We start from the raw sequence: 22,930 nt of genomic DNA, 5'->3' as shown, positions 1-22,930 counted from the left end.
GTGCGATATCCTCCACATCACCGCAGCGCCGGACACGACCTCAATAAGGGAGTCAAAACCAAATCCAGCGAGGGAACCGCTATGCGACTTCATCGCGGTGGCAAGCGCAATCGCGGCTTCGAGAACCGCCCAACTGATAGTGTGGCGCAGATTCAAGTTCTCCCTGCGAAGGGTTGACCTCCAGAAAGAGTGGGCTCATGGGTGATTGCAAACTACCGCGAGACTCAACTCCGAGCCGAATTACAAATTGGATCGTAAGTAGTAGCCCTAGATGTAGCCTATCTGAGATCATTGCGCCTACGTAATTCACCGGGCGAGATGTGAAAGCGCCTTCGAAATAGAGACGCCATATGGCTGTCGCTGGAGAAGCCACACCGTAAAGCAATTTCCGTTAATGGATCCGAAGAATCCAAAATTTGAGCATATGCGGATTCAAGTCTTTTGTTCAAAATATATTGGTGAGGAGATGTCCCCGTTTCGGCATGGAAACGGCGCAGGAAATGACGTTTGCTGCAACCAGCTAAGTTTGCAAGCTTGTCAAGACTTAGCTGCATTGATGGCTTTGCGTCGATGCGATCAATCAAGGCGGACATAGCAGCGCTCAGATGCTCAATGCTCGGGGAGGATATCTTCATCAGTGACGCTGACTCAACAATCCTTTCCTGACTTGAAGCACTTATCCTATGGACACCTCCCTGAACTGACAATCACATGTTTCTGTTACATGAGCAGCACCTGATCTGTACTTGTCACTATCTCAGGCCAGCCTCTCCCCTGACTGCCGCAAACAGTCGACTCGAATCGTAACCTAGGCCTTTCTTGAAAACCAACTCAGGCTTCCGTATCACAGAAGCATCGTGTTCAAAATCTCCATCCAGCAGCACGAGGTCTGCCTGCATTCCAATTGCGATCTTCCCGATCGTATTTTGCCGCCCGAGAAACTTGGCAGCGTTGCTGGTATATATGCGGACTGCTTCCGAAGGGGAGAAACCCGCTTGAACCAATAGTTCCATTTCACGTTGGTCCCCGAAACCGGGCAGGATACCACCAAAACCTGTAGGATCACAACCAGCCATCAACAGTCCTCCTCGCTGGACGAACTCTCGTTCGAACTCCATTTCTTTGCGCAGAAGCCGTTCGGTATGCGGATTGTCTTTACGGTTTACCTGAACGTCCCGATACTTCATATAGGTATCCCAGGATGCGGCCGCCATGGCGTCGTGAGTTGTCTTAAGCGTATCGATTGGAGGTTCGCCTGAAATGCCCATTTCGAAGATGTCCAACGTAGAAGTAACGGCTACATGATGCTCTATAAGAGTCTGGATCATCTTCTGAACGCGCGGATCCTTTATCTCAAGAGATTGCTCCATTTCACGCGTCCATGCGTCTGCCTCCGGGCAGATACCCGGCTGCTTCTTCGAATAGAACTCTGTATCGATAATGATTCCATGCTCTAAATTATCAATTCCCATCTCCGCGGCTTCGGTGAAACCAATTGAACAGAGGTGGCCTGTAATCTTTGAACCATACCTGTGCGCCGCGTCAATCGATGCCTGGAGCTCTGCAGGAGTGATATGCAAATAGGTCTTGAAGGAGGTAGCACCTTCCTCATGCCAATAGTCCACTGTCCTTCGCGCGTCTTCCGGCCCAGTCAATTCGTGTACGGGAATCTGTATCGCAGGCGGTCCCTCAAGATACGGGCCGGTGACGTCGAGGTCCGGCCCAGCCTCGCGCCCCGATTCGATCGCTTTTCGAAGATTGAGATCCAGATATGGATTGATCGAGCCCGCAGTGCGAGCGGTGGTAATTCCGACCGCAAGGTACAGCATGGGGCCTGAATTGCCTTGTTCGGAGTACATTCCGATCTGCCCGCGAAAGCCTCCTGCGGTGGGGTAAAACAAATGTTCGTGCATACCTATCAAGCCGGGGAGCAGAGTCTTCCCCGTTTCGTCGAGAACCTTGGTGTCACTCGACGGAGTCACGTATCGGCTCGGTCCAACTGCGACTATTTTTTCGTGATCGATGATCACAGTTTGGTCGAGCTTTGGCGGTGATCCACTACCATCGAATACGGTAACGTGCTCCAATGCGATTTTGGGACCGTGCTCTCGCACCATGGTATCCGCGCGCAAGGGGCCATTTATGCGATCTTTCGACTCAGGAAAAAGAGGCGGCGACGGATCTTGTTGCTGGGGGAAGCACACGTGTGCCGAGAGCAGTGCGCCATATAAGGAAAAACCAAGTAAGTATTTATGTTTGAGCATATATCCAATAGTTATTCTGAGGTTGAGGGAGCGAACGATATCGACTGTGGTCTGCCCAGCTCCAAGTTAGAACGATTCGCGCTTTAGCCGCCTATTGCCTGCGGCTTAGGATCCAAAGAATCCTTTGTCACTACTTGTCGAGGTTAGGATTGATCTCATAACCAATAAGGCGTCGCGTTTCCGTTACCCAAAGCCAAGTTGTGAAATCTTCAATGTTTGCGTCGTGTCCAACCCGGCTGACGTTTCCGGATGCTTTCGTTCCCCCAACCGGAGCCTTCGCATTCGCAATTGTCGAACGATCGTTAATATGAAGCATCCCCGTCTGGATTTGCTTGCCAAATCTTTTGGCGTGTTCAAGCTCCCCGAAAACGCTGGCCGCTAATCCATATCCAGTGCCGTTTGCCAACCGTAGGGCATCAAGCTCATCGTCGAAGGGAACAATCACAGCAACGGGGCCAAATATCTCTTCCGTAAAGGCTCTGGTATGATGTGGAACGTTTATGAGAACCGTAGGACGGTAAAAGAGGCGGCGAAATGTCCCACCCTCGAGAATCTGAGCGCCGGCTGCGACTGCTTCTTCGATGATCGAATGAACTCGATCACGCTGCTTCTCATTGATGATTGGGCCCAAACCAACGTTCTCCCTGTATGGGTCGCCGACTCTGATTGCCTTAGCGAGCTCCGCGACGCGTTCTGAGTAGGCATTGAAAATGGATTGATGCACGATGTGCAGACCAGGCGCCATACACACTTGGCCCTGATGAAAGAACGTACTGAACGCTCCAGCACGTGCAGCAAGGTCCAGATCAGCATCACCGAGCACAACAAACGGGCTCTTCCCACCGAGCTCTAGCGTCATGCGTTTCAATGCTGCTCCAGCCTTAGCCCCAATCTTCTTGCCAACAGATGTAGAACCTGTGAAAGCGATCATTGTGACGTTGGGATCTTCGACTAGTGCGGAGCCGACCTCAGCTTCACCGGGAATAACCTGTAAGACGCCTTTAGGAAGACCAGCCTCCTCGAAGAGCCTGGCGATCAAAATACCGCCGGATACCGCTGTATTAAGGCTGGGCTTGAGGACCACAGCGTTCCCCATGGCAAGCGCAGCCGCGACAAACCGAAGCGAAAGGATAAGAGGATAGTTGAAAGGTCCGATAACCCCCACCACTCCGAGTGGAACGCGCTCGCAGTAGCTCAACATCTCTGCATCATCCTTCAATATCTGCCTTGAAGGTTTGGTCGCAACATCGGCTGAATGAGCCAGGTGTGCTTTTGCACCTAGCAGTTCTTCGTTTGCTTTGGCTTTGGTCGATCCCGATTCGCGGACCAGCCAGTAGATGACCTCATCTTTATGTGTTTCCAAAAGCTGAATGGCTCTGCGGAGGAGCGCGGCACGCTGCTCCGCGCTAACCGACGCCCAACCGGCCCCCGAGCGGACCGCCACTTGACACGCTTCGCTGACGTCCAGAGAAGTGGCAAGAGCTACGGTCGCAAGTATCTCGCCCGATGCTTTATCGGTAACATCTGATACACCGACTCGGCTTCCTCTCCACCCGCCTACAAACATCTTCCCGTCCCAGACCAAAGGGGCCATTAAAATCTGCGTTGAAGGTGTTTGCCTTGTCATTGTAGATATTTCCCCTCTCTAGCAATTGTGTTCTCGTCTCAGAACCTCTGCGGCGCGTTCGCCGATAACGACACAAGGCCCCATCGTGTTGCCTGTCGTCACTCGAGGCATTATCGATCCATCAGCAATGCGAAGATTCTCAACCCCGTAGACTTTTAGGTTTCCATCAACTACTGACATGTCATCTCGCCCCATCTTTGCGGTACAAGTTTGGTGCCAATAGGTGACGGCGCCCTCCCGGATGAAGTCTTTTAGCTGATCTAGCGTCGTAGGTCCAGGCACCAGTTCCCGCTTTACGAAGGGGCGAAGAGCAGCAGAGTTCGCGATCTCGCGGCAAAGCTCTACGGACGCAACAGCCGCCTTCAAATCATCGACATGGGATAAAGCATTGCTCTCGATCCTGACTGGATCAAGTGGGCTCGGCCCAGTCAAATGGATTTCACCACGGCTATGGGTCCGCACAACTCCCGGCGCGAGCGACCACCAGGAATCGTCGGAGAGGCCACGCCTTGACATCTCTGCCTTGATCCCGCCTCCGTTGCTTTGAATGATCTGCAGGTCTGGAGCGGCCATATGAGGATCGCTCTTCGAGAAAAGAACCGCACGAGCGGCATTCGGGAGCGTCTCTTGTCGTCGATATTCCCAGATGCAGCCAAAGATAAGGAAGTGATCTTGGAAGTTCTTTCCGACGCCGGAAAGATGCTGGACTATCGGGATTCCAAATTGCTTCAGCTCAGCCTCGTCACCAATCCCGGATTGCATGAGAAGCTTGGGGGTATTGATCGCGCCCAGAGATAGTATGATCTCTCGACTGGCACCAAATAGGCGTCTCATACCGTTATGCAGGACTTCAACTCCTGTTGCCCGATTACCAACGATCGTCACCCTTACTACGCAAGCTTTTGTAAGTACGGTCAGATTCGGGCGGTCCATGTAAGGGTAAACGTAGGAGCGGAACACAGATTGTCGCTTGCCGTCGCGTATGATGACGTCCGTCGTGGATACACCAGCCTCTGCTTCCATCATGCGTCCATTCGAACTCTCGAAGATTGGAAATCCAACTGAGGCGGCGCCTTCAACCAAGACTGGTTGGGTTGCGTTCGAATTAGGAGCAGGTTGCACGAACACCGGCCCTCCGGTACCGCGATACTCCGCGTCCTCAGGGCCATGCCAGTCTTCGATTCGACGATAGAGGCGCTTTACAGATTCATAGTTCCATCCGGGATCTCCTGCTTCCGATGCGAAGTATTCCCAATCGGCCTTATGACCATGAGACCACATCATCACATTGATACTAGAGCCCCCTCCAAGCACCTTTCCCATGGACAAGGACAGAGCGCGGCCTTTGAGGTGGGGGTTCGGTTCGGATTGAAAGCCCCAGTCGCGCTCGCTTCCGATGTTCTGCACCCAGAGGGCAGGATCCGCTATAGAGGGCACCGCATCATCGCCGCCTGCCTCGAGTAACAATACGTTGACGTCTGGATTTTCAGCGAGCCTGCGAGCTACAACGGAGCCAGAGGATCCAGACCCGCAGACTATGAAGTCGTAGTCCGCTTTGAGATGAGCAGAAAGGCATGCTTGATTCAGCGACACTTGCAAGTCAAACTCACTGCCAACGCCACGCCCGGAAGCCTCTTGATTCTCGTTTGATCCATGGATTGCTCTGTAAATCGTCTTTGTCATAAGTTCACTGTTCCGCCAGACCGTCCGGTTTCAGAGATAGGTCGCATGAAAGATTCATCGCTCTCATCCCGGCGGTGCTGACTGCCTAGGTTTCCCATGGGGCTTACAAAACAAGGGGCACACACCCTCAAACCAAGCAGAACGACCAACCCATCACCCCTTCATCCCACCTGTACCGCAACAAACGCTGATAAACCGGGCGATCGTCGCTTTTATCAGACCGAAACTTCAATAGGAGAGAGGCAGAAAACTATCCAACGCCGACTTCGGTGGAAACATGCAGAAGTCGATCACCATGACCGATGACAGGAGCAATGGATAATATGCGGAGACCTCCACATGCCGTGGCCCACCATCACATGACTAGAAAGGGCAAGCTCTGTACAGAGCCAGCCCAGATGGTCCGCATAGGCTGACATGCTGAAATCCTGCCCGCGGCGCATCACTCAGACCGCGTCCGAGAAGATCCACAGACACAACCCGATAATTTTCACTAAAAAGATTCGGCAGCGTCGCCAGCGACCCATGATCGCAGCCGCACCCAAGGACTAGGGTATTAGCGGGCATGTCAGCCTTTGTGTGTTCATAAGTCAACGGAACACGCTGTTTTGCTAGAAATTCCATGCATCTCTTTCCGAAGCGAATTGACGCACTTGTTGAAGCCCGAATTACCGGACTTTCTCGCGACCCGCAGGAGCCGCAGGGGTATTACGTTTGAGCCTACTTTGCCTAATGCGATCAGGGTTGCCTGAAACGATTACATCGCTTGCCTAAGTGCTCTATGTGGCCGCAAGCATCTTGGTCAGTCCCCAAACTTGCGGTGCGGCTTTACATGGCGCGTTTATGACGGCATATTTTGTCGCTCAAGCCTAAAATCCAGAGAGGGTTGCGCTGGGTAGCCAGCCCAAAAAGCCAGATCATTCTCTTCTTGATAATGAAGCGACCAACGACAAGTAGGCCTGTACTTCTGAGCAGAACAACGGGCGGATTATTCTGAGATCGACAATGAGCGGTGCCAGCCAACACGATGTCCTCCAGGCGAAGGTTCAATCCGAGGAGTTTGGACAATCTTACACATCATCCCAATGGAGAGAGCTTCTCTCTGCCAAATACGGGTTGGATAGCACATTTCGATCAAAAGATCGCTTTCGAGGCGTTAGGGCTGATTGGCGGATCGGCGACCTGTGTGCGATTAAAGCGCGTGTCTCAGAGCAGACGTTGATCCTGGACCGACGACGTTTGATGCCGCAGTGGCAGGACTCCATTCTTATCAAGCTTTTACTGGATGGCCAAGCAGAGCTTCAAGGCCCGCGCGACTCAGTCACTCTGGGACCCGGTGACATGCTGGTGCTGGATCCATCTTCCTCTAGCTTCAAAGAAACGATAAAAGAGACCATAAAAGATGCGAAGTTCGCTGTTCTCATATTACCGAAGAGCGCACTCAGATCACGTGGTATCAAGTGTGACCTGCATACTTGGATAAAGCCAAACCTGTATCTTCCAAACCTTTCGATGATTCGAGACCAATTGCTATGGGCGATACGAGCGTCTCGAGAGATCGACCAGGACTTGAGCTACCGCGTCAGCAACCAGATCGTCGACATGATGGATATCGTTCTCGATTCGCGCGGTGGGGGCAACAGGTGTCGAGGCGGCGATCTCACCCTGTCGCGTGTCAAAGGTATTATCAAGAGCCGGCTCAGTGAAGCCGGAATGGACGCAGCGTCCATTGCTTCCGCCACAAGACTCTCTATCAGTTATCTTAACCATTTATTCCGGAGCGATGAGGAGTCGATGATGAATTATTTGTGGACGTTGCGCCTCGAGAAAAGCGCGCGACTACTCGCCTCACCAAGGGCGGCGGCGATGCAGATAGAAGAGATCGCCTGGCAGTGCGGTTTTTCGAGTGCAGCACATTTCAGCCGAAGGTTTCGCGATCGCTACGGCACGACACCTGGCGGTTATCGCCAACGATCTAGAGAACTACAAAGCCAGAACCGCGGTAATCTGTCAGGCCGTCACAGAGGACAACATTTCGGAAACATGCCCCTTTCATAGGTGGCCCTAAACATTTTCATAAAGACGAGTGATCCGGGAGGTTTACGACAATACATTATCAGCACGTTTACCGTGGGCTGAGCATGTCAGACAAGATCGCCAGGCAACTCCAGTCTCATGTAGGACCCATGACTGGAACTGGATGCGCTTCCGCGAGATGCGAGAGCGGTTCGGCAAGAGCTTCGACCCAGAGAAATTTGGCGAAAGAAGCCATCTTCTGGTGAAACAAACCCTGCCGTGAGTCCCACACTTAGAACCGGCCAGGTTCAGTAGGTCAGATTGCCCCGGGATTGAGACTACCCCACCACGTCACATCCACTGTGGCACCCTGATATCTCGATCGATGATTGGATGATGGCTTATGATCTTTCTTGCTGTTCTGCTCAGCGTCGTAATCTGGGCGTGGCTACTGGTTGGGCATGGGGCTTTCTGGAGGTCCGGACCAGTCCTAGGAGCCGCACACTCTACCCGTCCTCTCAGGGTTACTGCTGTGATCCGGCTCGGGATGAGGCCGAGCATATCTTACGCACTTTGAGATCACTGCTCTCGCAGCAGTTCGACGGCGAACTAAGGATCGTGCTCGTAGACGACAACAGCTCTGAGCGATGAACTATAACATCCGGAGCTCAAATACAAATCCATGCACGACAAGGAGATTGGATAGCTCCGGCCTACCGAATAGCCGTGCTGGTAGTAGGTCCTGCTGAATCCGGCGATGGCTACAAGCGCCGAAACAATTGTCATGACAAGAAAAGAGCGGCGCTCTATTGTCTCTGCCGAAAATCAAATGAGCCAGCCGTACGGGATATTATTTCTCTCCAATCAGTGTGGTGAAGAGATTCGAGCGCGTCTTCCATCATTCAGCCCGATTGCCGGAGATTCACGCTACTTCGGCCCGCGCTCCCGTCAGATGGGAATAGCTTCGATCAGGGTCGAGGGTGTTGTCGTAGGCGTCGCTCTGACAAAGCGAAAACCTGCCGCCGAAAACAAGACTTTGTATTCATCCAGGCTTCGCTGTCTACCGCCGAGCAATACAAGCATAGTGAGATCAATGATAGGGGCGATGCCTCGCGCGCCGATCTCATCAACCAACATGTCGACAACAACCAAACGTCCTTCGGGGTTGATGGCGCGTCTACAGCAACTTAGGATCGAGACACACGCATCGTCATTCCAATCGTGGAGAACCGACTTCAGCAGGTAGAGGTCGCCAGTCGGAACAGACGCGAAGAAGTCACCCGCCTCCACCGAGAGTCGGTCGCTCAGCCCAAGTGCATAGGCCGCCTCGCTCGCAATTGATGCCACGTGGGGAAGATCATAGACGACTCCTCGCAGAGTCCGATTTTTCCTCATGAGCGCGTGCAGCAACGTTCCGCTCGCTCCGCCAATGTCAACAGCCAAGTCGACCATCTGTGTGTCTAAGAGTATCGCCGCATCGTAAGATACTTCGGCGGAGAAGCGGTGCATCGACATCGTAAATGCATCGGATTCTGCGGGCATCTTAGCGAGATACTCCCACGGGGGACATCCCAGTGCGGAAGTTGCCTGAGGCTCTCCGGTTCTGATCGCATTGCTTAGATGCCCCCACGACATCCAGTGAAGAGGAGCTGGCTGAGACAACGCTGCACCACGTAAGGTATGCGGATCGTCCCTATGTAGGGTATTGAGCAAATCGGTAGTAGCAAATCTCCCCTTCCCGTCATATCTCAACAAACCAAGCGACGCACACGCTCGCATCAATCGAAACATTGCGTCGACGTTTGTGGATTCAAGTTCGGCGATCTCAGCCGCTGTTACTACCCCTTCCGCCAGGTGTTCTGCCAGCGAGAATGTCGCCGCAGCGTGAACAATCTGAGACCCACTGAATCCCATGATCATACGGAACATTCGGGAGAACTCGTTCCGTTCATCAAAGATGCTGGAGGTATCGGGACAGAGGTCATCCATATTGTCCATGATTGCGTTATCCCTTTCTTGGGTCTATCGCCGGTCTATTCCATCTACTGAGCCCCTCGGATCGGAGGGTGTTTGCAATGAACGGATCCTGTTTCCTTACATTCATATCGAGACCTCGGACGCGGGGTTACTTGACAGTGGCGAGTTGAACTTCGATCGTGTCGGTGTGGGATGGGAGGCAGAGGTGGTCATTGCAAGACTGATAACGCACCAAAACATGAAGCAGCGCTGAGCCGATAGGAGCGTTCTTCGCAAGCTTAAGGTTTAGGGTGAAATCCGTAGTGTCTGTGAAGAAGCCGGTATGCACGTTGAAGAGAGGATCGAGAGAAATTTTGGGTTTGCCTTCTTCTACGTGAAGCAGATCGGCGGGGTCGCCTTCAGTGAGTCCGATAATCGTAGCCACTGCAGCTTCGGGAGGCTCTTCCAGCGCATAGAGATGCCAGCCTGCTTCAATTTGACCTGAGAGCACCAAGTTGAACCTGTCTCCCGGTTTGAGTGCTTTAGCGGGTGGATTCTTAATGTGCCAAGCGACGATTGGCTTTGCCGCGCGGGCAGTTGCGGGTACGAGTAGAGCCAACGCTGCGGAAAGGACGCAGCTAGCTGATGTCTTTGTCATCTTGTCGCTCCAGTCTTCTGGGGCGAGTGAACTTCGAGGGACCGTGATTGTGGATTGGCTACAGGAGTAAGAGAGCTGAACGCTGCTTGTAGAACGCGATGGGTCGTAGCGTCCTCGACCCAGGCAGCGATAGCTAGATGATTGCGGTCGAGAGTTGCCTCTTTGGAGAGAAACTTCACTTTGCCGAAAGTATCGTTTTTCTCTTCGAAGTTGTCGAGGTAGTCTTTGAGTTCCCTGCTAATTGTAGAAGGATCGAAGACAACCTCCCACGTCTTTCCTGGTGCGATCGATTCGCTTGAGGAGTGAGCAAGAGCTCGGACCACCATCCGGTGAAAGCGGATGCCGCTTTCACCGCTATAGCGAACTTCATCCTCGACCAAAGCCATCCTAGTTACTAGATGCGGCTCCGTGTTGGACGTTACTGTTGTGGGTCGTTGTGGCCCAGGTGCTGTGGGTGATTCATCACCGGCGGGTTCAACCGCCGCCTCTGGCGCCAAGCTTTGCCGCAACTGCTCCGGGTCATCGACCGATAGGGTGGCATTGGCATGAATGATGCCGTCGGAACTGCGATTTGCGGTGAGCTGTAATCCTAGGCCACTAGGCTTGACCGATTCGGCGTCGATTCGTTTAACGGCGTTGTTGTATGACTTTTCGGTATAGTCGCGTGAGCCTCCCTCGTCCAAAAACGGCCTTCCGTTTAGCACGAATGAAGGTGTGTGGTGAATGCCGTAGTACGTCGCGCGAGCGACAGAGTCGGAGTTGGCTAAAGGATCAGGGTCGGGAATGTGCAGGTCGAAGGCGAGAACAACAAGGTCGTTACGAGAATAGGTTTCAAGCAGAGCATCGAGAGCAAGATCGGCGGCGACGCATGGCTTGCAAGCTGAGCCGGTGAAAAGCTCGAGTAATGCGGTGCGGTGAGTATCAAGCGGCTTATGCGGGTGCGGAGTAAAAGGTTCAGGAAAGAGCTGCTTGTATCGCACGTCCATGTCAGCAACGAAGTTCTGATCGCTGCCTCCATGAGAGTTGCGGTATAGCTCCATCATCTTTTCGTGCCACGGAGACTTCACTTCGCCGCTAAGTTCAGCACGTTCGAAATATTTGAGGGCTTCTCTGTTTTTATGTTGCTTCAGAGCCAGTTCTGCGTAAACGACGTTCACTTCGCTCATCGTAGGAGCGAGGCTATAAGCTTCGTAGATTTGAACGGCTGCCGACTTGAGCAGGTGCTGATCGATATATATCTGAGCAAGGGTCGACAAAGCGCCTGCCCGATCTGCCGCGAAGTCAGAGTGAAGCAAAGATGTGATGGGTGACGGCTCGTTAATTTTTCTTGCGTTCTCGACGGCGTCTTTGATGAAGTCGTCTTCGTTACTGTAGCTGGCGATGGCGTCTTTAGCCATCTCCTCGGCGAGGGGAAGGTTGATGCCGATTCCTTTCGCCTCGGCCAGTCGGCTCGCCATGTAGACTTCGAGAAAGGGTATAGGCAGATATCCATCATCATTTTTAAGGATGAGGCGCGTCTGAGTCTCAATCACTGAAGTCCTATCCGGGAAGTACTGAACGAGGGTGTCGAAGACATACTTTCGTGCAAAAAAGGCACTTGGGCTCCTCGGATTTGCTTCGATGGCTTGCATCATGGCAGCGAGGCGTTGCTCCTGGTCAGGAATGGCACGAGCTGCCGCGAGTGCTCGCTGGTCTGCGGGGAGTTGAATCTTGGACCTGTCCTGGGAATGGCTAACGGGTACAGCAATCAGAGCAGCCAGGCAAAATGTCGTTGTTAATTTCGCGTCGATCCGATGAAGCATAGACGTTGGGGTCCTTTTGAACTGGAGGGTGATGGGTTTTCAAAATCTTGTATGCGAGTACGCATATGAGGAAATGGCAAGTTGTAATTAGCCTCTTTGAGCTGGAGTTCGGATCGCGATCGCATTAATGTGTTTCGGGATTAGGGAGTGGCGATTACTGTCTTCATCTTGGATCTTTGTAGTTTCTGACGAGGCGAAAACGGAACGAGGAGACTTCAATAGCGATGGACATTCGATTCCAAGCATGTCGTACGCGAGGGGCGTCGAGCCGATAAAAGGTTTTTCATTATTCTTTTCTTATTTTCCTTGCAAAAGTGCTCACCCATGGATCCTAAGCCAACTTTATGACTTTTGATGAATGGTTAGTTGTCCAAATGGACTATGTTTATTGCCTGCATCGCCATGATGTCTCCTGCATCGTGACACCAATGAAAGGACGATACCTCGCGCGCCTATACATAGATCTTTCGCGACTACCCATCTTGGCTTGATACTTCCTTGCCCCGCGATATCATCTGTCTCTTGTCGCGGTCGCCTATCCCCGGGCAAATCGTGCGCTGATATGGATTACCTTGGGGTATCGACGATCGCAAGCAATCGGAGGCGGCCCAAAGTGACAGATCAAGTACATCCCCGCCGCCTGCGACTTGGTCCTATCGATGCCGAGGTCACGGCGGGTGCGCCGCACCAGACATGCCAGGAGGCTCTTACTACATACCGAGAACGCGTGTATGGCGGAACGAATGCTGGCGTGGCCATAAAATCTCCTTGAGCGCTGAAAACTTGGACCATGCGCACAGGGATATAACGGATCAGTAACCAAATGATGTTTCAATAATCTGGGACGCTTTCTCCAATCCCCGTGATTCAGCGATCGCCTTCTGGAAAAACCTTGAGTTCTGTCTATAAGAGGGATCGCTCATTACGAGGTTCATCGTGGCATTGAGATCGGAAGCGGTTAGATTGCTCAGAGAAAGAACTTCCCCGACGTGATGATAGATAATCCTCGCTGCGACGGCGGGCTGATCATTTGTGACCGGTAGCGCTACCATGGGTACGCCCTGCGTGAGAGCTTCCAACGCGGTATTCATTCCGGCATGCGTTACACAGAGCCAGGCCCGCTGTAAGAGTTGAAGCTGAGGTGCCTTGTTAACGACGATCGTCTTGGAGAGCGAGGTTCTTATCTCGTCAGTGTTAAGATTATTGCCGATGGAAAGAACGAGTTGAAATCCGGATAGCTTTTCAGCTGCGTCGACAATCACCTGAAAAACTTGCTTATGGCCGTTCTGCAGGGTTCCCATGGAAGCATAAATGAGTGGCTCCCCCGTAAGATTTTCCCACGAGAACGGGACTTCCTCGCGGCCTTCGCCATCATGAAATGGACCAGTATAGTGAAATTGAGGTGGCCAATGGTCACCAGGGAAATCGAACTCCCTGGGCATTTGCGCAATCCAAGCCAACTTCGAAATAGTGGGATCAGGATCTTTCCAATCAATATCCATGCCCATGCGCTTCGAATACGCTTTCGCCACATCGATGCAAGGCTCCAGGAATTGAAGAACTCTCGATACTCCAATGCGATTTTTTTTAATCGCTGCAGCGGTGGCCTCAAAAGGCCAGCCAAAGAAGCGAGGTGGCGTGGCTCCCGATAGATCCAAGGGGAGCCCAGGAGACACGTGTACATATGGTATCTGGAGTTGCATGGGCAGCAGACCAAGATAGTACTGTGTGGTGTCCAGAACTATGGCATCTACGCCCGCCTTCGCGATGGTCGCGGGTAAATGCTTGAGCGCACTGCTTAGATATTGACTTAAAGTCTCGAAACTATACCTAACAGCATCCTCCCCTTGGAGCTGACTGAGTGTACGAAACAAGCCTATTGACCATCCCACCGGAAAATCTTTCTCCGAGAAAGGAAGACATTCGAGACCTGTCGCTTGAATGGCCTCTACTGCGTCGGGTATAGCGAGCATGGTTACTTCGTGGCCGCGAGATCGAAGTTTCCGTGCTAGAGCTGTCATGGGGTTAATATGACCCGGGGCCGGCAGGGAAATAAATGCAGTCTTCATCTTTAACATTCTCTTTTCCGAAAGCTTGCCAATAAAGGATTGGGAGAAGTCAACAACTCCGAATATACAGATCCCCCAAAGGGGGATAGCGGGGATAGCAGGCACAGAGCCAATGTAAGGTTCACATCCTCACGCTCCTAGCGGGCCTCAACTGCTCCATCTCTTCAATCGCATTGCACAGTTACATGAACCTTGGACGAGCTTATGTCCTTTGGTGAGGGCGCGGTTGTCCCAACGGACTACCCTTATTGCCTACATCGCCTTATGAGAACATTTGATCTCGCGAAATCGAAACGCCTCAGGATGCAAGTCAGAGGATCGCGGAGAAAGTTTCCGGACACGATTTTGAATTCAAAGCTGCACCAGAGCAATGCACTTCTGTTTCGTACAAGGAAGTTGCTACCGGCGCAGTGAAGGACGCTGGAGGCGCAACGCCCCGGATCGCGAGATTGGCTCCGAAGCTATACGAATTCACCTGCAAGTGCCCGTCCGGAGACATTACTTCAGCGCCAACTATGGTCGGGCAGGTAGAAAACTACACATTTCCATGCAAGGTCGCGGCTCCCGAAGCGTCAGCGAAAGAAGTCTCTGGTAATTGCAAGATAAACAGAGATGATCCTAGAAACGTCAATGACAATAAACTGATCGGAGATCAGAACCTCTTCCATATTCGATGTGATGTGCCAGGGAATGTCACCACTGCCAAATATGACACCTGCAATTGGGCTGGAGGTGAGGTTTGCAGTCACATCAATGCGCGCAATGAGATGAGCGGGGCGTGCGCGAATAATCCCAAAGTTGCATGTATCTATTACCAAACAAACGATGGGAACTTCAAAGTGATAACCGGAAGTTACACATACATTCCCGACCCTGTGGCGACAGCGAAGAAATAAGCACTATCTTCCGGGACTATCATCTCTTGCCGGATGAACAGGGCGAGCAGTTGTTTGCGATCACGGACGTGAAAGGGTGCAATCGCTCATCGCGGATCTTCTGACTAGAGGAGTGGCCGCTGGTGATCTGGCCAGCCAGGATTTATCGTAAGAAGCATGGATCGTCCCACCAAAACACGAGCCTGCGTTATCGCATGGTTATTGTGCGCGGTGGTAGCTTGCCTGGCAGTTCACTCGCCGCATTGCGATCTGTGCGATGGACCGTACTTTGCTGCCTCTTCTTCACACCAATCTCATGTCAACCACCCGCTACCTGCCACTCCGGATACCTGTAACGGAATCTGCTCGTGTTGTGGGTTTCGCGGGCTCCCGAATGCAAGTCCTGTCTTGGATCTGGTGAATACGGTGACCACAGGTGTTTGGGCTGAATCGCCGACCCCTGCCCCTGGCCCGCGCTCGCCCATATTTCAACCACCCCGCATTGCAGTCTCCTCTTAGCTTGTCAGCTGCGCCCCTTGGCGCGGAAACACACAACGTCACTTTGGAGACCTGATATGCGTATACGCTCGTTCACGCTCGCTGGAGCGTGCCTGTTTCTGTCTCTGCCCGCTCTTGGGCAGCCTTCCCCCGATAAATTGTCAGCTCATCCACAAGCGGCCGATGAGGATAAAGACCCTGTCGCCATTCTTGAGCTTGGCGCCTCCACAAGCTGGAACTTCAACGGAGGCGCGGCGACGTTCGCGCCGAACCTTGCAGCGGAGATTACGCCCATAGAGAATTGGCTCGAAATTGAAGCGGGCGTGTCGCCTTTCTATACCCGCAATTCGACGGAGTGGGACACCGACCTGCTCTTCAAGAAACCGTGGGCCCTGTCCCGGACAGCCGAGTTCATGCTGGGCGTCGGTCCCGAGTGGATTCACCTCAGCCAGAGTGGAAAGGCGAGCAACTCGATAGCTGGAGAGGTGGCGGGAGACTTTATGTTCTGGCCTAAGAAAAAGCACCGCTTCGGATGGTATCTTGAGCCCGCTTACGATTACAGCTTTGCAAGAGGTCACCAGCAATCCATCGGCATGAGCGGTGGTCTGCTCATTGGCATCCCGTGATCTCCAGAGGCAATGGAAATGCTTAGCGGTGTGAGGGGAGAAGGGGCCCCCTCAGGGGCCTCCCCCCTCTACTAACTGCTCTCTGAAGTACGGGGCTGCAGATGTCCCTTCCGTAACGCTCGTTCTTTCATCATCACGAAGAAGACAGGCACCAGGATCAGGACGTGGATGGTGGAGGTAACCATGCCACCCACAATGGGCGCAGCGATCGGCTTCATCACGTCGGAGCCTATGCCGGATTCCCAGAGTATCGGAACGAGACTGGCAAGCACGGCGCAGACGGTCATCAGCTTTGGCCGCAGACGATGAACTGCGCCTTCAATGGCGGCGGCCTCCACGTCAGCGTTGGTCAACGGCTTTCCGCTTTCCAGTTTGTGTTCGAGCGCTTCATGGAGATAAACAACCATGACGACACCTGTCTCTACCGCGATTCCAAAGAGAGCAATGTAACCAACGGCCACGGCGACGCTGAAGTTGTAGTGGAGAAACCATTGCAGGAGCAATCCTCCGCTCATCGCATAGATGGTTGGAAAGATGAGAACGAGCGCTTCGGCAACCGAGTGAAAGACCAGGTACAGCAACAGGAAGATCACAAAGAAGACGACCGGCAGAATCAGTTGCAGTCTTTGCTTAGCTCGCAATTCAAGCTCATATTCTCCCGACCATTGGAAGGTGTAATTGGCTGGCAAGGCGAGTTTGTCGTGAATCAGTTTGTTCGCCTGTGCAACGAAGCCGCCGTAATCGGAGTTCTTGAGATCGATGTAGATGTATCCGGTCAGCGCGCCGTCTTCATCCCGGATCATGGCAGGGCCATGCGTGAAGGAGATCTTCGCTACCTGACCGAGCGGAATCTGCGCTCCCGAAGGCGTGCCGATGAGCACCCCACGCATCTTGTCGACATTGTCGCGAAAATCTCTCTGGTAGCGGACATTGATGGGATAGCGTTCGCGACCTTCGATATTCTCCGCGATGTTCTGTCCGCCGATGCCCGACGACACCGCCGTCTGAACATCCGCGATCGTAAGACCATAGCGGGCAGCCTCCTCTCGCTTGACCTCGACATTAACGTAGAAGCCCTGCGCGACCTTCTCGGCAAAGACGGATCGCACCTGCGGAAGCCCAGAGAGCACCGTCTGAAGCTGAGAAGCCAACTGCTGAATGCCGTCCACATTCGGCCCCTGCACCTTCATGCCCAAAGGCGTCTTGATGCCGGTCAGTTCCATATCCAGTCGGTTTTCGACCGGACTTGTCCAGGTATTCGATAGCCCCGGAATCTGGAGCTTCTCATCCATCTGCTGAATGAGCTTTTCGTAGGTGATCCCTGTGGGCCATTGTTCCCGCGGCTTGAGCATGAGCGTCGTGTCATACATATCCAGCGGCGCGTTGTCGGTTGCACTGTCCGAGCGACCGACAGCGCCGAATACGCTGGCAACTTCCGGAAAACTGCGAAGGACACGATCCTGTTGTTGCAGGAGCACCTTCGCTTGCTCGATGGAGATGCCGGGAAGAGCTGTCGGCATATAGAGAGTGGAACCTTCAAATAGTGCCGGCATGAACTGGCTGCCCAAACGGGTTGCCAGCGGAAATGTGACCAGCAGAAAGATCAGGTTGACCCCGATGGTGAGCCAACGATGGTGCAAGCAGAATTTGAGGATAGGCAGGTAAACCGCCTGCGTGACACGGGAGATTGGATTCGCATTCTCCGGCTTGAGCCGCCCTCGAATCAGCATCACCATCAGGACAGGCACGAGGGTGATGGCGAGGATGGAGGAGGAGCCTACCGCCAGTGTCTTGGTCCATGCCAGCGGGCGGAACATGCGCCCTTCCTGCGCTTCGAGCAGGAAGACCGGCATGAAGGAGACAACGATGATGATCAGCGAAAAGAAGAGTGCCGGACCAACCTGCTTGGCCGAGTTGATAAGAATGCTTTGCCGCTCGGGCTCTGATACCGGGTTTGCTTCGTTTTCCTGCCGTTCCGAAAGATGACGATAGCCATTTTCGACCATCACAATGGAGGCATCGACGAGCACACCAACGGCCAACGCGATGCCGCCCAGCGACATGATGTTCGAGCTCACGCCCAGCCAGTACATCGGGATGAAAGACATCAGCACCGCAATGGGCAACGCGACAATTGCGATGAGCGCGGACCGAAAATGAAACAGGAAGATGATGATGACCAGACTGACGATGACGGCTTCTTCGAGAAGATCGCGCTGCAATGTCTTGATCGATGCATCGATTAAATCAGAACGATCGTAGCCCGTCATGATCTGAACGCCAGGTGGTAGAGACGGCGCTATCTCACGCAGCTTCTGCTTGACTCCGTTGATGACGTTCAGAGCGTTCATGCCCTGGCGCATGACGATGATCCCGCCGACAGTTTCCCCATCTCCATGCCACTCTGCAACCCCTTCGCGAATATCCGGGCCAAAGCTCACCGTCCCCAGATCGCGGATCAGAATGGGTGTCCCATTTTTGCTGCCTACGGCAACGGTGGCGAGATCGTCCAGCGAACGCAGATAGCCGAGACCACGGATCATATAGTCTGCGCCACTCAGGTTAAGAACGCGGCCGCCGACCTCATTCGTGCTCATCTTCACTTTGTCGATGACGGTAGAAAGAGGGACGCCATAGGCAAGCAATTTGTTGGGATCGAGCTGCACCTGATACTGCTTAACGAAGCCGCCGATGCTGGCGACCTCCGCAACTCCGGGCACGGTCTCTAACGCATACCGTAAGTGCCAGTCTTGCAAACTACGCAGGTCGGCGAGACTGTGTTTACCGCTCTTATCGACGATGGCATACTCGTAGACCCAGCCTGCGCCTGTCGCATCGGGGCCGATCGAAGGATGCACGTTCTCCGGCAACCGTCCGCTGATCTGCTGCAGATATTCGATGACACGCGAGCGTGCCCAGTAGAGGTCGGTACCGTCTTCAAAAACTACATAGACGTAGGAGTCGCCCAACATGGTCTGCGCTCGGACCGCCTTGACATGCGGGGCAGCCAGAAGGCTGGTAACGATTGGATAAGTCACCTGGTCTTCGATCACATCGGGCGGCTCGCCCGCCCAACCTGTATGAACGATTACCTGCACGTCCGAGATGTCCGGTAGTGCGTCCAGCGGCACATGCTGCAACGACCAGATTCCAGCAAGTGTGAGCAGCAACACACCGGTGAAGACGATGAAGCGATTCCGAGCGCAAACATCAATAATCCTTGAAAGCATTACATGCCTCCTGTGACGTTCACACGCAATTGCCTGGTTGCGATCGATTGACCGTTTTTCTGAGCGGAGATGGTGGTCTGATATGTGCCGCCGGATCCTGGAGAACCGCTTCCCTCGTACACTCCGTTGCCTTTATCGAGGAGCTTCGTGTTCATGTTCGTTGCTGACATACCCATCGCCGGCATAGCAGCCATATAGAACGTGACCGTAACGTCAGCTCCTATAACAGGCTTTCCATCTGCGCCTGTGAGCTTCACCCGAAAGACGTTGCTGCCTTTTTGTGGCGGATTGGGATCGGTGGTGAAGTCGATGTTTGCCTGTGAAGCAGCGGGTGCATTCGCTGTTGGAGAGCTCGCTCCGGCACCCGGAGCAGGTGGCACGAAGGAACCCGCTGCGGCCTGTAGCTGACTTTCCGAGTCGATGAGGAAGCCGGCTGATGTCACGATCGAGTCATGAGCCTTCAGTCCCTTGAGAACCACAAAGTCGTCGCCAACGCGGGGACCAATTGTGATCTCTTTTGGCTCAAGACTGCCGTTACCGTAATTGAGGAACACCAGTTGCCGTGTGCCCGATTGAAAGACAGCCGACGCAGGAACAATGAGCTGGCGTCCCAGGCTGGTCTTCAGATCGACATTCACAAACATGCCCGGCTTCAGTTTGAGTCCCGGATTCGCCATTGCCAGCCGCACACGAACCGTGCGCGTCGCCATATCCACCTGTGGCAGGATCTCTTCGATCTGGCTTGAGAAGTTGCGGCCCGGATACGAATCGACAGTAATCTGGGCGGTATCGCCAGGTTTTATGCGGCCTATGTCGTCCTGGAGGACCTGGGCGTAGACCCACACATGCGACAGATCGGCAACGGTGTAAAGTTTGGTCGAGGGCTCGGCATACATATTGGGCAGAGCATTTCGTTCGGTAATGTATCCCTCAACCGGCGAGTTGATGGTGAGGTCGGTAACAGGTTTGCCTGTCACCTTGAGCTTGGCAATTTCACTTTGCGGAACTTCCCATTGCTCCAAACGCTGTTCTGCTGCGACTGACAACGTCTCGGCTCCGGCAGCAACTCCGTCTACGGTGCTGGCGCCCAAAGTCTTCTGGTTCTGCCGTGCCAGTAGATATTCCTGCTGAGTAGCCACGAGGTCGGGACTGTAGATCGTGAAAAGCGGCTCGCCTTTTCTCACGTATTGATAGGTGGCGTTGGCGAACACCTTGCGGATGTAGCCAGGAAAGCGCACCTGCACGTAAGACAGAAGACGTTCATTGATGTCCACCGTGCCGGTCGCGCGTATATCGTCGCTTAGTTGTTTGTATTCGACTGTGCCAGTCTGGACGCCGATGCTCTGCATTCGTTCAGGCGTGAGCTGTATGGGAACGAGCGGAGCATCCATCTTCATATCTGGCATATCCGGCATGGACGGCTTTGGCTCATCCGCAGTAGCAGGCGGGCCAGAGGCAACAGGCTGCATCTCCCCGGACATCGCCGTCTTCATTGCAGTTGGCTGTTTGCTCGCATGAGTGCGGTAGGCCCGGATCCCTGCAATCGCTGCCAGGACGATGATCCAAACAAGTGAGGTCCTCAAGATATATTTGTTCATCGCAATGTCGCTCCTGTCAGAGTTTCGAGGTGGGCCAAAGCAGCTTCATGATCCACAAGTGTCTGCGCGTATTCGAGCTTCAGACTCAAAAGGTCGGTGAAGTACGAGAGGATATGAATAAACGGCTCGCGATTCGACGCATAGGCGCTCAATGTCGCACGATAGGCGGCGTCGGATTGTGGGATAAGGCCATCCCGATATTCCTTCAGTAGCTCCTCATCGCTCGCAGCTTTGACATACCCCTCCTGTACCTCTGCGAGTTGCTGTTGCAGATGGGCATTCAAAGTTTGTTGCGATTCTGAGCGCTTCTCCGTGGCTTCTGCGATCTCCGCGTTCACCCGCCCCTTGCGAGGGAAGCGCACATCGAAGGTGAGCATGTAGTAGTCCCGATACTTACGGTCGGTATTCTGGTAGACATAGCCAACTTCAAAGTCCGGCTTCCCCTCGCGTTTGGCAGACGCCACCTGCGCGTCCTGCTTCCGAATGGAGCTTGCATCGACCTGGATCTGGGGATTGTTTTGCCGGACCATCGCAAGCAATTCATCGGAGGTGTGTTTGATCGGAGTTTCGATCACGTCTTCCGTAACAATGTCCGGCGATCCCTGGTCACGACTGAGCAGGCCTTTGAGATGTGCCTGTGTCTGCCCCATAAGCTTATGGTGCATCGTGATCTCTTTCACGATCTTCGTCCGATTTACCTGTGCCTGCAGAACATCCTGCTGCATCCCCTGGCCGACCTGATAGTGTGCGGTGGCATCCTGAATAAGCTGGTCAAGAACAGCTTCGTTTTGCCGCAGGATGCCGAGTGTCTGTTGCAGATAGGCCAACTGGAGATAGTCAGCTTTTACCGCATCGGCGATGCTGGTCTTCGTTACTTCTACTTCAGCTTGTTTCGTGTCGGCGTCGCGCTCGGCTACTGCCCTCCGCGCCCGCAACTTTCCTGGATACGGTAATTCCTGCGATGCTCCGACACCGATGTACGCAAAATCGCTGTTGGTGTATCCGGCAAACGGCTTCGGACTGCCCACACTCAATTGCTGGTAGGTAAACTTCGGGTCCGGCAACGTAGCCACCTGAGGCGCCATTTGCCGGGCGGCTCGCACGCCGTGATCGGCCGCGGAGATTTGTGGGTTGTTTGCTCCGGCCTCAGCTAGAAGCTGGGACAGGGGCGTAGGCGTACTCGTCACCGGCGTCTGCCCAAAGGCAGAAAATGCGGTGACCAATACGAGCGTGGCGGTCAAAGAGACCACGTTCATACGGAAACTCCAATCTCAAATGCAGTTCAAGGCATTTGCCGAACACACACAGACAGGCGTGCGCGCTCGGCAAAGTAGAGTGCGAGAGAGGAACCGACTAGATTCTTAAGATGGAAATGGTCGAATGCGGCGACTTCGGAGGAGAGTAGTCGGGAGGTTCGACCCATCCAATGACGGTTACGGGCCTATTCACCATCTCAAAAGCAGCCAACCAGATTACAGGGGCCACAATCGGATGTAAGGTCGCCGCCTTCGTATCGAGCGCGTTATCGTGAACACTCGGGGGAGTCTTCTGGCAGCAGCCATGCGACGCGGGCATATTGTCCATCTGCCCGCACTGGTTCTTCATCATGCGGCAGCAGGCACGTTCTTCGGTGCTCATCTCCGTGCTGGAAACCATGCAGGCCATCGCCGGAGCCAGGCACGACACCAGCAGCAGGACCAACACACCGAATTGGCGGAAAATACGCATTGCTGTGATTAGACTACGTCTACCCAATGAATCGAGCAAATGGGGATTCAGCACCTTTCCGCACCCGCAGGTTTCCGGGGCTATAGGCATGTCTTTTCAAGTGAGTAGTTTGTTCAGCAGGTTGATCAGACCTCGACCGTGGCTGATCAGAGGTCTGTCGTTCAGGATTTCGCCCCATAAGTCGATGCCGATTTCTACGGAACCAGTAGCACGCGTCCGTCCGGCTAGTGAACTAACTCACGGCCAGCAGTCCAGCTCCTACCTGGCTCTTCACCACCTCGACGCCCGCAGTAACTCATG

14 protein-coding genes are annotated in these 22,930 nt (G+C 53.6%); 2 read left to right on the top strand and 12 right to left on the bottom strand.

All coding sequences use genetic code 11. The features are described 5' to 3' along the window. Positions 1 to 278: 278 nt before the first annotated feature. The 4 genes from GSQ82_RS04525 to GSQ82_RS04510 all read right to left on the bottom strand — a co-directional run bounded on the left by GSQ82_RS04525 (position 279) and on the right by GSQ82_RS04510 (position 5,574). Complete coding sequence (locus tag GSQ82_RS04525) at positions 279 to 593, bottom strand: helix-turn-helix domain-containing protein (RefSeq protein ID WP_158790815.1); 315 nt, start codon at positions 591 to 593, stop codon at positions 279 to 281. Positions 594 to 752: 159 nt separating this feature from the next. After that, positions 753 to 2,264 carry an amidohydrolase family protein gene (locus GSQ82_RS04520; RefSeq protein ID WP_158790814.1) on the bottom strand — a complete coding sequence of 504 codons (1,512 nt, stop codon included), beginning with the start codon at positions 2,262 to 2,264 and terminating at the stop codon, positions 753 to 755. Positions 2,265 to 2,394: 130 nt separating this feature from the next. Then, entirely contained in the window at positions 2,395 to 3,831 is a 1,437-nt protein-coding gene (locus GSQ82_RS04515; protein WP_254061459.1) for an aldehyde dehydrogenase family protein, read from the bottom strand. Positions 3,832 to 3,909: 78 nt separating this feature from the next. Beyond that, positions 3,910 to 5,574, bottom strand: a complete 1,665-nt coding sequence (locus tag GSQ82_RS04510) for a GMC family oxidoreductase (RefSeq protein WP_158790812.1) — start codon at positions 5,572 to 5,574, stop codon at positions 3,910 to 3,912. Between the two features lie 1,005 nt (positions 5,575 to 6,579). Between GSQ82_RS04510 and GSQ82_RS04505 the strand changes: the two genes are divergently transcribed. Then, positions 6,580 to 7,632, top strand: a complete 1,053-nt coding sequence (locus GSQ82_RS04505; protein ID WP_158790811.1) for an AraC family transcriptional regulator — start codon at positions 6,580 to 6,582, stop codon at positions 7,630 to 7,632. 906 nt (positions 7,633 to 8,538) lie between these two features. Here GSQ82_RS04505 and GSQ82_RS04495 read toward each other — a convergent pair. The 4 genes from GSQ82_RS04495 to GSQ82_RS04480 all read right to left on the bottom strand — a co-directional run bounded on the left by GSQ82_RS04495 (position 8,539) and on the right by GSQ82_RS04480 (position 14,075). Beyond that, entirely contained in the window at positions 8,539 to 9,588 is a 1,050-nt protein-coding gene (locus GSQ82_RS04495; protein ID WP_216847015.1) for a methyltransferase, read from the bottom strand. A 127-nt stretch (positions 9,589 to 9,715) separates the two neighbouring features. Beyond that, on the bottom strand, positions 9,716 to 10,204 hold the full coding sequence (locus tag GSQ82_RS04490) for a protein-disulfide reductase DsbD domain-containing protein (RefSeq protein ID WP_158790809.1): 489 nt from the start codon (positions 10,202 to 10,204) through the stop codon (positions 9,716 to 9,718). Continuing rightward, positions 10,201 to 12,006: a lipopolysaccharide assembly protein LapB gene (locus GSQ82_RS04485; RefSeq protein WP_158790808.1), complete on the bottom strand. Its 1,806-nt coding sequence runs from the start codon at positions 12,004 to 12,006 to the stop codon at positions 10,201 to 10,203. Before GSQ82_RS04485 ends, GSQ82_RS04490 begins: the two co-directional genes overlap by 4 nt. Before the next feature lie 812 nt (positions 12,007 to 12,818). Beyond that, entirely contained in the window at positions 12,819 to 14,075 is a 1,257-nt protein-coding gene (locus tag GSQ82_RS04480) for a glycosyltransferase (RefSeq protein WP_158790807.1), read from the bottom strand. Positions 14,076 to 15,525: 1,450 nt separating this feature from the next. Between GSQ82_RS04480 and GSQ82_RS04475 the strand changes: the two genes are divergently transcribed. After that, positions 15,526 to 16,074 carry a hypothetical protein gene (locus GSQ82_RS04475; protein WP_158790806.1) on the top strand — a complete coding sequence of 183 codons (549 nt, stop codon included), beginning with the start codon at positions 15,526 to 15,528 and terminating at the stop codon, positions 16,072 to 16,074. A gap of 71 nt (positions 16,075 to 16,145) precedes the next feature. Here the strand turns inward: GSQ82_RS04475 and GSQ82_RS04470 are convergent, their stop codons facing one another. The 4 genes from GSQ82_RS04470 to GSQ82_RS04455 form a co-directional block, all read right to left on the bottom strand. Beyond that, positions 16,146 to 19,304, bottom strand: coding sequence for an efflux RND transporter permease subunit (locus tag GSQ82_RS04470; protein WP_158790805.1), 3,159 nt, complete (start codon positions 19,302 to 19,304; stop codon positions 16,146 to 16,148). Next, positions 19,304 to 20,902: an efflux RND transporter periplasmic adaptor subunit gene (locus tag GSQ82_RS04465; RefSeq protein ID WP_158790804.1), complete on the bottom strand. Its 1,599-nt coding sequence runs from the start codon at positions 20,900 to 20,902 to the stop codon at positions 19,304 to 19,306. Before GSQ82_RS04465 ends, GSQ82_RS04470 begins: the two co-directional genes overlap by 1 nt. Then, positions 20,899 to 22,158: a TolC family protein gene (locus GSQ82_RS04460; RefSeq protein WP_158790803.1), complete on the bottom strand. Its 1,260-nt coding sequence runs from the start codon at positions 22,156 to 22,158 to the stop codon at positions 20,899 to 20,901. Before GSQ82_RS04460 ends, GSQ82_RS04465 begins: the two co-directional genes overlap by 4 nt. Before the next feature lie 97 nt (positions 22,159 to 22,255). Beyond that, positions 22,256 to 22,630, bottom strand: coding sequence for a hypothetical protein (locus tag GSQ82_RS04455; RefSeq protein WP_158790802.1), 375 nt, complete (start codon positions 22,628 to 22,630; stop codon positions 22,256 to 22,258). Between the last annotated feature and the right edge of the window lie 300 nt (positions 22,631 to 22,930).

The sequence above is a fragment of the Granulicella sp. L60 genome (assembly GCF_009765825.1).
In the GTDB taxonomy this organism is placed as follows: domain Bacteria; phylum Acidobacteriota; class Terriglobia; order Terriglobales; family Acidobacteriaceae; genus Edaphobacter.
The sequence above is the reverse complement of the archived record's forward strand: the minus strand, read 5'-3'. Positions and strand labels throughout refer to the sequence as shown.